A 14,819-nucleotide genomic window follows, 5' to 3' on the forward strand; every position below is an offset into this window, starting at 1 on the left:
CGGGCACGCGGGGAGGGAACGCGGGGCGGGATCGCGATCAGTAGGGGTTGGGGTGGCCGGGGAGGCGGCCCTTCGGGAGGGCGGCGGGGCGACCGGGAAGGGTCGGGTCCGTGGACAGCGGCGGGGAGTTCGTGCCGGCCCTCGTCGCCATGCCGGCGATCAGGTCCCGCAGCGCGGTGACCGTGTCGATGGTGGACGCCCAGCCGAGTTCCGTCTCGGCGCGGGAGGTGGACATCAGCGGCACGTTCAACGCCAGGTCGACCCAGCCGGTGTCCACCGGTTGCAGGCGCGCCCGCCAGGTCACCGCCGCCGCGCCACGCAGCACCGGCACCGCCACCGGCACGGTCCAGCCGTGGAAGTGCCGCGCCACCAGCTCCGGCGTCAGCACCGGGTCGGTCGCCACGTTGAACGCGCCGCGCGCGTCGCCCAGGACCGCCCGGGCGTACGCGTCGGCCACGTCGTCGGCGTGCACCGCCTGCATCCGCAGTCGCCGGTGCGACGGCACCAGCGGGATCCGGCCGTAGCGCAGCAGCCGCACCGGCGCCAGCGGGCCGAGGAAGTAGCGGCTGATCTCCGTACCGGCGTCGCGCTGGAAGATCAGCCCCGGCCGCAGCCGCACGATCCGCAGCTCCGGGTGCTCCCGCTGCACGCCGTCCAGCAGCGCCTCCACCGTCGCCTTGTCCCGGCTGTACGAGGACGTCTCCACCCCGGTCGCCGGCCAGTTCTCGCTGACCGGGTGGTCCTTCGGGCCGGGCGCGTAGGTGCCTACCGACGACGCGTACACCAGGGCGGGAACGCCGGCCCGGACGGTGGCCTCGACGACCGCCCGGCTGCCGCCGACGTTGGTCCGGTGGAGCGTGCGCCGGTCGTGGCTGGGCTGGATCTGCCAGGCCAGGTGCACGACCGCCCGCGCCCCGGCGAAGATCCGCACCAGCTCGTCGGCCGCGCCGGGCGCGCCGATGTCGCAGGAGTGCCACCGGACGTCGTCGTACGGCTCGCCGGCGTCCGCTCCGGGCAGCCGACGGGCCACCCCGACCAGTTCGACCTCCGGCTCCCGCCGCAGCCGGCGGAGCACGGCGGTCCCCACGTTCCCGGTCGCCCCCACGATCACGATGCGCATGGTGGTGCGGTACCCGCTGAACGGGACAGCAACCGCGCACGAGCGCGGCTTCCGGCCCGGGCGGGAGACCGCCCGGGCCGCGCCCGTCAGCGCCGGACGAGCGTGAAGCCGCCCGGCAGCACCACCGCCGGCACCGTGCCACCCCGGGCCTGCGCCCGGGACCGTCGCACGCCCCGCGCGTCGTACGTCTCGACGGTCGCCGTCCCCGAGCCGGGCACGGTCACCGTGACGGTTCTGGGGGTGTGGGCGGCACTGCGCAACAGCGCCGTCGTCGACCCGGCGCCGCCGATCACGTATCGGGAGACCAGCGGTTCGAGCAGGACCGCGTCGACCACGGCGTCACCGCCGGTCGAGACGGCGACCAGGTCGGTGGCGTCGGCCGGCGCCTCCGCCGGGCCGCTCGGGGTGACCGGGAGCAGCGCGCCGGGCGCCGGGGACGTCCCCTGCGCGCCGACCCGCCCGTGCCGGACGGCGCCCACGGGCCGCTCCCGGCCGGCGGCCGACGTGGACCACCGGGTGACGGCCCGGCTGTCCGGCCGCAACTCGACCACCGGGAGCACCAGTCGGGGCTGGTCCGCCGCCGGCAGCCGCCAGCGGGCGGTGGCACCGGCCGGCAGCAGGGCGTACGCGCCGCTGAACGCGGACTCGCCGGTCCACGCCGAGTCGGGGGTGACCACGCTCGCGCCACCGGTCAGCGTGGCCTGTTCGGCCTCCACCGTGGTGCCGCCGACCCGCGCCACGATCCGGCCCTGCCGGGCCAGCGCCGCCACCTCGGGGTGGGCGTCCAGCGCCAGCATGCTCAGCAGGCCGTGGATGGTCGACTCCGCGCCGGCGTTGCGGTTGACCGTCCCGTCGCCGGCGATGCCGTCGACGGTGCGCCCGGTCGCCGGGTCGTACCCGGGCACCCCGGCCGCGTTGGCGCCGAAATACCAGGCCGCAGTCATCCCGGCGAGCTGTCGGAACCCGGCGCGCCCGGTGGCGTCGGCGACGGCGAGCAGCGACTGCACCCGCGAGTCCACGCCGTAGGAGATCTGCGAGCGGTCCGTCGCGGTCGGCTGGCGTCCGTTGTCCGGGCCGCCGGAGGTGAGCAGCCACGGCGTGAAGACCGCCGAGTCGGCCACCGCCGGCGACAGCAGCCGCCGGTCGCCGAGCACCCGGGCGGCCCGGGCCAGCGCGGCGGGCATCTGGGAGCCCCAGGCGTGCCACACCGACCGGGACAGCGCCCAGGGGCGTACCGCACCGAACGGCCATTCCCGGACACCGCCGTCGGCGAGGGCGGCGATGCCCTCGGCGAGCCGGCCCAACGCCCGCCGGGCGCGGGCGCCACCACCGGCCCGGACGTACGCGGCCAGCCCCAGGACGGCCTCCGCGGTGGCGTCCGCGCCGTCCGCGATCAGCCACGCGGGCGCACGCTCGCCGTCGACCACCTGCCACCTGCCGTACCGGACGAGCACCTGACGCTCCACCGCCCGGACGGCGAGGTCGAGCCGGTCCCGCAGGAACGACGCGAACCCGGGATCGGCGGTACGCCAGGCGGCGTACCCCTCGCCCAACGCCCAGATCGTGCGGGCCAGCCAGTACGACGGGCCGCTGTCGGACGGGTCGGGCAGTTCGACCGGCTCGGCGCTCGGGTTGAGCGTGCCGTCCGGCTGCATCCAAAGCACCACGTTGCCGGCGTTCGGCCCGGTCGCGGTCTGCAGATAGGTCAGTCCGCGCAGCAGGGCGTACGAGGCGTCCCGGCTGGTGGTGGCGCCGGTGGCCCGCCAGTGCCGCAGGTGGACCACGGCGGCGCGGGCGATGTCGTCGGCGTTGAAGGCCCCCTGCCCCCAGGTGTCCGTCTCCGGGTGGTACGCCCCGCCGCCGACCCGGCGGAAGGAGCCGTCCGGGTTCGGCTCGGCGTACGTCCACAGCACCCCGACCGTCGGCGCGTCGGCGAGCCGGTAGGTGGTGTGTCCGGCCTGCTCGGGCGGCGTGGCCGAGTCGACCAGGAAGGTCAGGTGGGACAGGTTCGTCAGCGCGGCGGTGCCGGTGGCGGCCCCCGCGGCGGTCGGCGCCAGCAGCGGTGCGGTCAGCGCGAGACTGCCACCCAGCAGGAGCGATCGACGTTTCATGGTGGTCTCCTCGGTGGCTCAGGGAGTGTGGTCGAGCCGGGCGACGCCGATCTTGGTGTCCGCCATTCCGTAGAACACGAAGCGCACGCCGTCGACCTCCTCGATCGCGGTGGGGAAGACGACGTTGGGCACGGTGCCGGCCTTCTCGTCCTCGGTGTCGGGGGCGAGGATGGGCTCGGCGGTGCGGGCCAGCACGCGGGCCGGGTCGGCCGGGTCCAGCAGCATCGCCCCGGCGGCGTACTCGACGCGTTGGGTGGTGGGGTCCCAGCCGCTGGGGGCGTATCCGGTCACGCCGTGGTGGATGAGCAGCCAGCCCTCGGGCACCCGCAGCGGCGGCGGGCCGGCGCCGATCTTCAGCTCCTCGTAGGGAAACTCGGACAGCGCCACGACGCGGTGGTCCCGGGGCCGGGCCAGCGCGGTGACGTCGGCGTGCACCTCGTCCGCCGGCACGTACGAGATCCAGATGCCGGGCCGTTCGTCGGTGGTGCCGGCGGGCAGGTGCACGCCCTCGCCGGGGCGGAACCAGCCCAGGTCCCACATCGGCCGGTGCAGCATCGCGTAGCAGGGCCGACCGTCCGGGCCGGGCACCGGCTCGGGGAAGAACACCGCGTCCTTGTTGGGGAACAGGTTGAGGTCGGTGTCCAGGTCGGGCTGGTAGGCGAACTGCACCGGCCCCAGCCGCCGCCAGGAGCGCAGGTCGGTGGAGACGGCCAACGCGAGGCGGGGGCCGAGCGGCCCGTACGCGACGTAGGTCATCAGGTGCCGGCCGAGACCCGGGACCCAGGTGGTGCGGGGGTCCTCCACCCCGGCGTTGTTGAGGCCGCGCTCCCAGCCCTCGTCCGGGGCCAGCACGACGCCGTGCCGGCGCACGCCGACCGGTACGCCGTCGCGGAGCTCGACCTCGGCGAGCCCCACCCGGGACACGTTGCCGTCGGCGACCAGCCGGGGCAGCAGGTGCAACCGGCCGTCCGGGGTACGCCCGCTCGCCGGGTTGAGCACCCCGGCGACCTCGAACGGCTCGGCCGGGTCGGGCGCCATCAGCACACCCAGCCGGGTCAGCGTGTACGGGACAGTGGTCGATACAGGCATGTCAACCTTTCACACCGGAGCCGATGTCGGTGGAGATGAAGTGACGTTGGAAGGCCACGAAGAGGCCGACGGCCGGCGCGGCGAGCACGCAGGCGCCGGCCAGCACGGCCCCGTACGGGTTGGCGGCGCGGGCCGCCACGTTGCTGATGTAGTTGGCCAGGGAGACCGCGAGCGGCTGCATGTCCGCCTGCTTGGTGATGAGGAACGGCCAGAGGAACTCGTTCCACGGGCCGATGAAGGTGAGCAGCACCGCGGTCAGCAGCGCCGGACGGACCAGGGGCAACGCCACCGACCAGAGCACCCGCAGCTCCCCGGCGCCGTCGATCCGGGCGGCGGCGAACAGGTCGTCCGGCAGTTGCAGGAAGAACTGCCGGAAGACGAAGACCGCCGTGGTGTTGATGGCGAACGGCAGGATCATCCCGAGGTAGGAGTCGGCCAGCCCGTACCCGCGCACGATCAGCACGTAGAGCGGAATCAGCAGGAGCTGGAAGGGGATCACCTGGACCAGCAGCACCAGGGCGAACAGCGTGCCCCGGCCGCGGAACCGCAGCCGGGCCAGCGCATAGCCGGCGAGCACCCCGAAGACCACCGTGCCGAGGATGACGCCGCCGGTGAAGACGCCGGAGTTGACGAGCGAGCCGAGCAGGTCGACCCGGGAGTTGATGTCCCGGTAGTTGTCCAGGGTGAGGCCGGAGGTGGGGAACGGCCCGGCGACCGAGGTGTCCGGTTCGGACTGGAGGCTGCCGATCAGCATGTAGTAGAAGGGGAAGAGGAACAGCAGGGCGCCGGCGAACAGCGCCACGTAGCGCAGCAGCCCGGGCCACCGGGCGGTGGAGGTCGGTGTCACGTCAGTCCCTCTCGATCAGCCGGCGGTTGACCAACGAGATGATCAGCACCCCGATCACCAGCAGCACGCCGATGGCGGCGGCCACGTCCGGCTGGCCCTGCTGGATGCCGCGCTGGTACATCACCAGCACCGGCGAGGCGGACGCGCCGTTCGGGCCGCCCCCGCCGGTGAGCAGGTAGGGCTCGGTGAACAGGTTGGCGCCGGTGATGGTGGCCAGGATGACCACCAGGGCGGTCGCCGGGCGTACCGCCGGCACGGTCACCGACCGGAACCGCCGCCACCATCCCGCGCCGTCGACCGACGCCGACTCGTACAGCTCCTTCGGCACGTTCTGCAGCGCGGCCAGGTAGAGCAGGATGAAGAAGCCGAGCTGCTTCCAGACCACGAACACCGCGATCACCGGCATCGCCAGGCCGGCGTTCACCAGCCAGGACGGGTCGGGGGCCAGCGGGCCGAGCACGGAGTTGACCAGGCCGTCGGCGTTGAACAGGAACAGCCACACGCCGACCACCGCCACGCTCGCGGTCACGTACGGCACGTAGAACGCGACCCGCAGGAACGTCCGGGCGTGCACCACCCGGTTCAGCGCGACCGCCAGCAGCAGCGCCAGCACCGTGGTCAGCGGCACGTTGATGACCAGGAAGACCCCGATGTTGCGGAACGACTGGCGGACGCCGGGGTCGGCGAGCACGGCGCGGTAGTTGTCCAGCCCCACGAACGGCCGGTCCACCGCCGCGCCGGGCGCGGCGAAGAAGTAGTCGTGGAAGCTCATCCAGACCGCGAAGCCCAGCGGGTAGGCGAACACCACGGCGACGAACACGGCGTACGGCGCGGCCAGCACCATGCCCACCGGGTGGCGTCCCAGCACGGCCGTCACCCGGCCCCGACCCGCCGGTCGCGGGCCCCGGGTGGCGGCCCCGGTGGCCGGGGCCGCCACGGTGTCGGCGGTGGACATCAGGAGCCGGCGGCGAGCTGGCCGACCTTGTCCGCCGCGGCGCCGAGGGCGTCGGGCACCGGCTTCTTACCGAAGATCACCGACTCGGAGTACGCGTCGCGGAACGCCTGCCAGACGGCCACCGAGTTCGGCACGTTCGGCACCTCGACCGTCCGGGCCGCCTGGTCGGCGAACGCCTGGTAGGCCGGGTTCTTGGCGAAGTGGTCCGGGTACGCGGCCGCCAGGTCGGTGCGCAGCGGCATCTGGCCGGTCTTGGCCAGCAGCGCGCCGTCCTGCTCCTTGCTGGTGGCGAAGCGCATCACGTCCCAGGCGGTGGCGCGGTTCTGGCAGGCGGAGTACATCGCGACGTTCTTCGCGTCGCTGAAGGTGCGGATCTGGTCGGCCGGCTTGCCGGTGGACGTCGGCACCGGCACCGCGCCCCACTTCACCTTGCTGCCGTACACCGAGATCGCCCACGGGCCGACGATGGCCATGGCGGCCTTGCCGTCGGCGAACGAGTCGCCGTTGTACTTCTCCTTCGGGGCGAGCCCTTCGGCGTAGAGCGTCTTCCAGAACTCCGCGACCCGCTGACCCTCCGGCGAGTCGAACTGGGCCTTGCCCCCCTCGACCAGTTGCTTACCTCCGGTCTCCGCGGCGAACAGCGGGTAGAAGTCGAACCAGGACTGGAAGAACTCGCTTGTCGGTGCCGGGTAGATGGCGGCCTGGGCGGCGCCCGAGGACTTGATCTTCCGAGCGGCGGCGAGGAACTGGTCGTACGTCGCCAGCGGGGGCTGCTCCGGGTCGAGGCCGGCCTTGGCGAAGATCTCCTTGTTGTAGAAGATCATCACCGGGTTGGACTTCCAGGGGAGCTGGTAGAACTTGCCGTCCGGCGACTTGTACTGATCCGCCGTCTGGCCGGTGCGCTCGGCGATGTAGGCGGCGCCGCCGTCGAACGAGTCCAGGGCGACCAGGCCGCCCTGCTTCTGGAACTGCGGCACGGCCGCCGGCGCGGTGTTGAAGATGAGGCACGGCGCGTTGCCGGCGGTGATGGCGGCCCCGATCACCTCTTCCGAGCTGGTGCCCGCCGGGATCTCCTGGGCGTTGATCTTCTGGTCGGCGTGCTGCGCGTTCCACGCCTCGACCATCGCCTTGCCCCAGGCCAGTTCCTCCTGGTTGTTGGAGAGCCAGACGTCGATCGGCCCGCGCGCGGCGTTGGCCTTCGCGGCGTCGCCGCCACCACCGCCGCTGCCGTCGCAGCCCGCGGTGACGGCGAGCGCGGCGGTCAGCAGCAGGGCCGGGAGAGTACGTTTCATGTCTGCTCCGATCGGGACGGTGCGGGCGGACGGCGCCGCGGGGCGGGTGGTGCCGGTGGTGGTGCGGTGGAGGCACGGACGACGAGCGGCGCGGGCGGCGTGGTCACGTCGGCCACGGGCTCGCCGTCGATGAGTTGGAGCAGGGCGTGCGCGGCCGCCCGACCCCACTCGAACGGGTCGGTGCGCACGGTGGTCAGCGGTGGGCTGACGTAGCCGGCCAGCTCGGCGTCGTCGAACCCGGTCACCGACAACTGGCCGGGCACGTCGACACCGAGTTCCCGGGCCACCGCGAGGCCGGCGATGGCCATCAGGTCGTTCGCGTACACGATCGCGGTCGGCGGCTCGGCCCGGTCGAGCAACGCGCGGGTGGCCTGCGCGCCACCGGCCGCCGAGAAGTCCGACGTCACGCACAGGTCGGCGGGCAGGTCGGCGTCCGCCAGCGCCCGCTCCCAGGCCAGCCTGCGGACCCGGCCGTGCAGGAAGTGGTCCGGCCCGGCGACGTGCGCGATCCGGCGGTGCCCCAGCTCGACCAGGTGGGCGACCGCCGCGACGATGCCCGGCCGGTCGTCGATCAGCAGCGCCGGCCAGCGGCTGGGTGTCATTGGCCTGGCGATCGTCACCGCCGGCAGCCCGAGCTTCTCCAGCAGGGCGAGCCGTGGGTCGTCCACCCGCAGGTCGAGCAGGAAGACCCCGTCCACCCGGCCGTCGGCGGCCAGCCGTCGGTAGCCCGCTTCCTCGGTCTCCTCCGGCACCACCTGGAGAACCAGTGCCTGGCCCCGGTCGGACAGGGTCCGCTCCACGCCGGCGATGAAGGCGGGAAAGAACGGGTCCGCGCCGAGCAGCTCGGGCGGGCGGGCGATCACCAGGCCGACCGCGAACGCCCGCGAGGCGGACAGGGCGCGGGCGCGATGGCTCGGCTCCCAACCCAGCGCGCGGGCGGCGGTGAGGATCCGCTCCCGCGTCTCGTCGGCCACCCCGGGCCGGCCGTTGAGCGCGAAGGACACCAGACCCTTCGAGACGCCGGCCGCCTGGGCGACATCGCGGATCGTCGGTCGACCTGGCCGGGTCACCCGGCACCCCCTCGCGTTACTAAACCGGTTTAAGCAACGGAGAGTAGACCCGTTCCGTCACCTCCACAACAGGAGGCGACCGATGGATGCGTGTGGGTCCGGCGGCAGGTCAGCGCGCCGTGAGGGCGGATCGGGGCCGGTGGCGGTGGAAGCCGGAAGGCCCGCGCGGGGAGGTTCCGGTAGCCTGGGCGGGCGGGCCGCTAGCTCAATGGCAGAGCTGTGGACTTTTAATCCATAGGTTCAGGGTTCGAGTCCCTGGCGGCCCACTCCCAGACGCCTCCGCGACCCGCCAATTGGCGTGATCTCATCACCGCGATGCGCCTGCGTGGCGCCTGCACGAACGGTGGACGCCGCGCAGGTTTTTAGTCATACTTATGACCATGACGACGCTGCCGTTGGGGGAAGCGAAGGCCCGGCTCTCCGAGTTGGTGGGGCGGGTGCACGACCACCATGAGCGAGTGACCGTGACGGTGCACGGCCGACCGTCCGCCGTGCTGGTCTCGGTGGAGGATCTGGAGCGACTCGAGGAGACCGTTGCGGTCCTCGGGGACGCCGACACTCTGAGACGACTGGCCGACTCCGACGCGGAGCTGGCCCGAGGTGAAGAGGTTTCCGCCGACCAGCTCGCGGAGACCATCCGCGCCCGTCGCGCCTCGGCCGCGTGAGCCAGCGCCCGCCGAAGAATCCGTACACGCTACGCACCTCGCCGAGTGTCCGTCGCGCGCTCGCCGAACGGCTGCCCGAGGCGGTCGCGGTCGCCGCGTACGAGTTCATGACCGGGCCGCTGGTGCGAGAGCCCTATCGGGTCGGGAAGCGCCTGCTGCCGCCGCTGTCGGACCGGTTCAGCGCCCGCCGAGGCACCTATCGAATCATCTACCGGATCGACGACGACAACCACTTGGTGACCGTTGTGGACGTCGATCACCGGCGGGATGTCTACCGCTCCTGATCGCTCCCCGCGCTCCACACTCGACGGCGGATCCGGATGGCCATGGTCACCGTGTCCGACCGGCGCGAACGGCATCGGAAAAGGGGTCATCCGGATCGCGTCCCCGTCGCTACGATGACGCCGCCGGCGTCGATCGAGACGCCGCCGCGGGGAGGTAGACACCCACATGAAACCCCTCAGATCGGCTGCCCCGATAACGGTTCTCGCCGTCGTGGCCGCGGTGCTGACCACCGGTTCTCCGGCCTCGGCCGCCGATTCGTACGACATACCCCTGAAGAGTTGGACCTATCTCGACTCGCAGAGCCCGAAGACGAAGTTCGTCGACGCGGACGTGACGCCGCCGGTCGGTACGTCCCGGGACGACGCCGGCCGGACGCACACCTACCGGTCCTACTTCACCTATGACCTGACCTCGTTGAAGGGGACGGTGGTCCACAGCTCCTACGTGTGGACGAACGAGAAGACGGTCACCGACTGCTCGGCCCCGGCCGCCATCGAGGTGTGGCGGACCGGCCCGGTCAGGGACACCACCACCTGGCTGCGTCCGCCGGCCGAGATCGAGAAGCTGTCGACCGCCGAGCGGGGCGCGGGCGCCTACTGCCCGGGCTACCTGGGCGTCGACATGGCCGCCCAGCTCAACGAGGCGTTGGCCCGGCGCGAGAAGAGCATCACCCTGGAATACCGGGTCACCGCCGGCCAGGAGGCCGACGCGCGGACCGGTCGTACGTTCGTGAAGCCACTGCTCAGCGCGACCGCGAACCACCCGCCCACCATCACGGGTCTCCAGCTGAAGTATCCGGACCGGCCGTGCGGCACCCTGGCGAAGCCGTCACCGGCGGCACGGAACACGGTGTTCGCCGCCACCGCCAGTGACGCGGACGAGGGCCAGTACACGACCGTGCGGTACGCGATCTGGCCGGTCGACCATCCCGACCAGCGTCGCGAGTTCTACGACTACTACGGCACCGACCTGAGCGAGTACGCCGACGGCACGGTCCTCGCCTGGCAGGCGCAGGCCAGTGACTACGACGACCAGGGCCCGTGGAGCAAGACCTGCTACCTCGTCATGGACCGGACCGCCCCGGCGAATCCGCCGGTGGTGTCGTCGCGGACGTACCCCGAGGGTGATTCCCCGGGTGGCGGCAACGGCATCGAGGGGACGTTCCGCTTCGACGGGGCCGGCGACCGGGACGTGGTCGGGTTCGTCTGGCGTGACTCGATGGGATATTCGGGGCAGCTCGCGGCCAAGCGCCCGGGCGGCTCGGCCATCCTGAAGTACACCCCGAAGCTGCGGTTCAGCACCGACCTCTACGTCGCGTCCGTCGACGCGGCGGGCAACCGCGGGCCCGAGCGCGACTACCGGTTCCGGGTCGCCGAGACGGCGCCGTACGCCGATGTCGTGGTGAACGGCGTCGGCCTGCCCAGCACGATCACGTTCCTGGCGCGCAAGGCGGAGACCACCGCGTTCGGTTACCAGCTCAAGGACGGCTCGGAGGTTCGCCTCCCGGCCATCGACGGCAGGGCCACCGGTTCGATCACGTTCACCGCCACCGGCCAGGTCGACGTGGCGGTGCGGAGCTACGTGAAGAACAAGCTGATCGGGCAGGAGACGGTTCAGGTGTGGGTGACCGACGCGCCCGGCGTCGAGTCGGCGGAGTTCAACTTCGACCACGACCAGGTCGCCGGCACTGTCGGATCGTTCCGCTTCACCCCGCACAGCGACGACGTCACCGCCTACGAGTACAACCTCGACGGTGAGTGGAAGACCGTTACGGCGGCGGACGACGACACCGCGGTGCTGTCCTGGACGGCGACGCCGGGCTGGCACTCGATGGTCGTCCGGTCGGTCCGGGCGGACGGCTCCACGTCGATGGAGACGGACTACCCGTTCAACATCATCGACACGCGTCCGAACGCCTACGCCAGCGACCTGAGCAACTGGCCGCGCCGGGACGGGGTCGGCGTGCCGTTGCGCGTCGAGTTCCAGAGCCAGTTGCCGAACCTGACCGGGTTCGTCTACCGGTTCGACGGCGGCGCCGAGCAGACCGTCTCCACCGGGGGCAACCCGTACGCCTACGTCGACGTCACGCCCACGCACGCCGGCGACAACACGGTGGTCGTCCAGGCGCTGTTGTCGGACGGTACGCGATCGCCCGCCACCACCTACACGTTCGGCATCTGGTCCGGTCCCGTGGTCACGCAGACGCCCGAGGGCAGTGGCACCGTCGGCCGGCCGGTGACGTTCACGTTCCACCCGGGGCTGCCGAACGTGGCCTCCTACCGCTACTCGCTGTACGGCGCCGACGAGCAGACCATCGCCGCCGGTCCCGACGGCACCGCGTCGGTCACGTACACGCCGACCTCGTGGGGCTACAACGACGTGCGGGTCACCAGCGTCGGCGCGGACGGCACCGAGTCGGAGCTGCGGATCGAGGCGTTCAGCGTCCGGGACAACCGGGTCGACGTGTACAGCACCTACGACTGGTCGCGGAGGGGGATCGGTTGGACCGGCTACTTCTTCTTCCACACCCAGCTGTTCGGCGAGGTGACCGAGTACCACTACCGCGTCAACGACGGCCCGGAGCAGGTGATTCCGGCGAGCACCGACGGCACGTCGACGCTTGTCGCGGTGCCGTTCGACCGCAGCGGCACGAACACGCTGCACGTCCGGAGCCTGACGTCGGGCGGTGAACTCTCGCCGGTGACGGACTACGACTTCACGGTCGGCACCGCGCCCTACGTGGTGAGCGCCCAGTATCCGGACGGCACGTGGTCGGGCGGCGGCGGCGTTACCGGCACCTTCGAGTTCAGCGGCGGCACGGCGGGAATCACGTCCTTCTCCTGGCAGATCGACGACGGCCCGTCGACGGACGTGCCGGCCGACAGCGAGGGGAAGGCGTCGATCACCTGGACGCCGACGCAGAACTACGAGACGCGCACCCTGTCGGTGACCGGCCACAAGGCGGACGGCACGGACACCGACACCACCCGCTACTCGATCTACGTCGCCAACGGCGCCTGACGTCCGGTCCGGCCCCGCACGGCCGGGCCGGACCGCTCGTCGGCGGACCCGACGCTTGCGCTGGAGTGAACTCCAGCGCCTAGCGTCGCCGCCATGGCACAGACGACAGGCATGGCACTGACGGCTCCCGGCGGCAACTGGGAGCAGTACACCTTCGAGCGCCGGGCCCTGCGCCCGGACGACATCGCGGTCCGCGTCACCTGGTGCGGGGTCTGCCACACCGACCTGCACGCGGCCGAGGCCCTGACCGCCGGCGCCGCGCCGCTGGTGCCCGGGCACGAGTTCGTCGGCGAGGTCACGGCCGTGGGCGGTGCCGTCACCGGGTTCGCGGTCGGCGACGCGGTCGCGGTGGGCAACATTGTCGACTCCTGCGGTACGTGCGGCGCGTGCCGGGCCGGCGAGGAGCAGTTCTGCGTGGACTTCCCCACGCTCACCTACGGCGGCCGGGACCGGGTGGACGGCAGTGTGACGCTCGGCGCCTACGCGCGGGACTACGTGGTGCGGGAGGCGTTCGCGTACCCGCTGCCGGAGGGCCTGGATCCGGCGGGGGTCGCGCCGTTGATGTGCGCCGGGGCGACCGTGTTCGAGCCGCTGCGCCGCTGGGACGTCGGCGCCGGTCAGCTCGTCGGCGTGGTGGGGCTGGGTGGGCTCGGCCACCTGGCGGTGAAGTTCGCGAAGGCGCTGGGCGCGCGCGTGACGGTGTTCACCACGTCGCCGGGCAAGGAGGCGGGGGCCCGTGCGCTGGGCGCCGACGAGGTGGTGGTCTCCGGGGACGCGGAGGCGATGGCGGCGCAGGCCGGACGGTTCGACTTCATCCTCGACACCGCGTCGGCCAAGCATGACCCGTCGCCCTACCTGCGGGCGCTGCGGATGGACGGCACCCTGTGCATGCTGGGCATCCCGGACCGCTACGAACCGGAGGCGCTGGCGCTGCTGCTCGGCTACAAGCGGCTGGCGGCGTCCGGCAGCGCCGGGCGGCCACGTACCCGGGAGATGTTGGAGTTCGCGGCGCGGCACGGCATCGTCGCCGACGTGGAGCGGGTTCCGGCGCGGGCGGTGGGTGACGCGCTCGACCGGCTGGCCCGCAACGACGTGCGCTGGCGGTTCGTGCTGGACGTCTCCGACCTGGGCTGACCGACGTACGGTTGGCCGGTGAACGCGACTGCGACAGCGCTCGGCATCCGTGAGGTGTCGGAGCTGACCGGCCTGACCCTCGACACGCTGCGCTGGTATGAGCGGGAGGGCCTGATCCCGCTGGTGAAGCGGTCCTCGGACGGCCGCCGCCGGTACGGGCCGGCGGCCGTCCGTTTCGTCCGGCTGGTGCAGGCGTTGCGCCGCACCGGCATGCCGGTCGCCGAGATCCGCCATTTCGTCAGGCTCGGCCCCGGGACGCCGGAGCACTCCGCGCAGCGGCTGCGGATCCTCCAGGAGCAGGAGGAGCGGCTGCATCGGCGGCGCGCCGAGCTGGACGAGGACCTGCGGGTGATGCGGCACAAGATGGCGGACTTCCGTGACCTGATGGCGCACGGCCGCACCTGTGAGGACGACGACCTGCCCGACGACTGTGGTGGCCCACCGCCGGGACGGTGAGCCACCACGCGTCGTCAGTTGGCGACGAGTCGGAACTGCTGGTTGGCCTGGCCGTTGCAGTCGTAGAGCTGGATCTGCTGGCCGTTGCCGGTGCCCCAGACGTCGAGGCAGCGGCCGGACTGGACGCCGGTGATGGTGCCGTTGGAGTTGACGTTCCACTGCTGGTTGCTCTGCCCGTTGCAGCTGTAGATCTGCACCGCCGCGCCGTTTCCGGAGCCGGCGGCGTCCAGGCAGCGGGCGCCGCCGTAGATGGTCAGTTGCCGGCTCGACGTGGCGGTCCACTGCTGGTTGGTCTGCCCGTGGCAGTCGTAGAGCTGCACCCGGGTGCCGTTGGTCTGCGACGAGTTGGGCACGTCCACGCACCGGCCGGACTGGCTGCCGACGATCCGGCTGGCGCCGCCGGACGGCGGCGGCGTGGTCGGCCCGGAGGTGGGCGTCGCGGTCGGCGAGGTGGTCGGCGAGGTGGTCGGCCCGGGGCCGGCGGCGTTGAGGGCGTTGAGGACCGAGGTGTACGCGGCCTTCTTGTTGCCGCCGCCGTCGAAGAGCAGCGGGCTCTCGTTGGAGCGCCACGAGTCGCTGTCCCGGACGCCCCACACGGTGATGCCGATGCAGCGCGGCACGTTCAGACACGCCTGCGTCAGGCCCTGGTATTGCGAGGTCGACGAGTTGGTGACGTCGACCTCGGTGAGTGCGACGTCGACGCCGAGGGCGGCGAAGCTGGACAGCGTGGTCTGGAAGTTGCTCGGCAGCGAACTGCCGCCGGTGAAGTGGGTC

General features: G+C 72.3%; 13 protein-coding genes and 1 tRNA gene. 6 read left to right on the forward strand and 8 right to left on the reverse strand.

From position 1 onward, the window contains the following. Positions 1–37 precede the first annotated feature (37 nt). From ACIA5A_RS16275 to ACIA5A_RS16305, 7 genes are all read right to left on the reverse strand, one after another. Entirely contained in the window at positions 38–1,120 is a 1,083-nt protein-coding gene (locus ACIA5A_RS16275) for an NAD-dependent epimerase/dehydratase family protein (protein WP_396762185.1), read from the reverse strand. 86 nt (positions 1,121–1,206) lie between these two features. Then, complete coding sequence (locus ACIA5A_RS16280; RefSeq protein ID WP_396762187.1) at positions 1,207–3,231, reverse strand: hypothetical protein; 2,025 nt, start codon at positions 3,229–3,231, stop codon at positions 1,207–1,209. 18 nt (positions 3,232–3,249) lie between these two features. Further along, positions 3,250–4,320, reverse strand: coding sequence for a hypothetical protein (locus ACIA5A_RS16285; protein ID WP_396762190.1), 1,071 nt, complete (start codon positions 4,318–4,320; stop codon positions 3,250–3,252). A 1-nt stretch (position 4,321) separates the two neighbouring features. Further along, positions 4,322–5,167, reverse strand: a complete 846-nt coding sequence (locus ACIA5A_RS16290; RefSeq protein ID WP_396762193.1) for a carbohydrate ABC transporter permease — start codon at positions 5,165–5,167, stop codon at positions 4,322–4,324. Between the two features lies 1 nt (position 5,168). Next, positions 5,169–6,122, reverse strand: coding sequence for a carbohydrate ABC transporter permease (locus ACIA5A_RS16295; RefSeq protein ID WP_396762196.1), 954 nt, complete (start codon positions 6,120–6,122; stop codon positions 5,169–5,171). Then, positions 6,122–7,414, reverse strand: a complete 1,293-nt coding sequence (locus ACIA5A_RS16300; protein WP_396762199.1) for an extracellular solute-binding protein — start codon at positions 7,412–7,414, stop codon at positions 6,122–6,124. Before ACIA5A_RS16300 ends, ACIA5A_RS16295 begins: the two co-directional genes overlap by 1 nt. Continuing rightward, positions 7,411–8,484 carry a LacI family DNA-binding transcriptional regulator gene (locus ACIA5A_RS16305; RefSeq protein WP_396762202.1) on the reverse strand — a complete coding sequence of 358 codons (1,074 nt, stop codon included), beginning with the start codon at positions 8,482–8,484 and terminating at the stop codon, positions 7,411–7,413. Before ACIA5A_RS16305 ends, ACIA5A_RS16300 begins: the two co-directional genes overlap by 4 nt. A gap of 194 nt (positions 8,485–8,678) precedes the next feature. Between ACIA5A_RS16305 and ACIA5A_RS16310 the strand changes: the two genes are divergently transcribed. From ACIA5A_RS16310 to ACIA5A_RS16335, 6 genes are all read left to right on the forward strand, one after another. Then, positions 8,679–8,750 (forward strand) — tRNA-Lys (locus tag ACIA5A_RS16310). 114 nt (positions 8,751–8,864) lie between these two features. After that, positions 8,865–9,149, forward strand: coding sequence for a type II toxin-antitoxin system Phd/YefM family antitoxin (locus tag ACIA5A_RS16315; RefSeq protein ID WP_396762205.1), 285 nt, complete (start codon positions 8,865–8,867; stop codon positions 9,147–9,149). Then, on the forward strand, positions 9,146–9,433 hold the full coding sequence (locus ACIA5A_RS16320; protein ID WP_396762208.1) for a type II toxin-antitoxin system RelE/ParE family toxin: 288 nt from the start codon (positions 9,146–9,148) through the stop codon (positions 9,431–9,433). The genes ACIA5A_RS16315 and ACIA5A_RS16320 overlap by 4 nt, the downstream gene beginning before the upstream one ends. Before the next feature lie 211 nt (positions 9,434–9,644). Continuing rightward, positions 9,645–12,455: a hypothetical protein gene (locus ACIA5A_RS16325; RefSeq protein ID WP_396762210.1), complete on the forward strand. Its 2,811-nt coding sequence runs from the start codon at positions 9,645–9,647 to the stop codon at positions 12,453–12,455. Positions 12,456–12,548: 93 nt separating this feature from the next. Further along, entirely contained in the window at positions 12,549–13,589 is a 1,041-nt protein-coding gene (locus ACIA5A_RS16330) for an NAD(P)-dependent alcohol dehydrogenase (protein WP_396762213.1), read from the forward strand. Positions 13,590–13,607: 18 nt separating this feature from the next. Beyond that, the gene (locus ACIA5A_RS16335) at positions 13,608–14,045 is read left to right on the forward strand and encodes a MerR family transcriptional regulator (RefSeq protein ID WP_396762216.1); all 438 of its coding nucleotides are present in this window, start codon (positions 13,608–13,610) and stop codon (positions 14,043–14,045) included. Positions 14,046–14,059: 14 nt separating this feature from the next. Here the strand turns inward: ACIA5A_RS16335 and ACIA5A_RS16340 are convergent. Further along, positions 14,060–14,819, reverse strand: a 760-nt coding sequence (locus ACIA5A_RS16340; protein WP_396762219.1) for a ricin-type beta-trefoil lectin domain protein, incomplete at its 5' end; no start/stop codon positions are given.

It is taken from the genome of Micromonospora sp. NPDC051300 (genome assembly GCF_044455315.1).
Lineage (GTDB): Bacteria > Actinomycetota > Actinomycetes > Mycobacteriales > Micromonosporaceae > Micromonospora > Micromonospora robiginosa.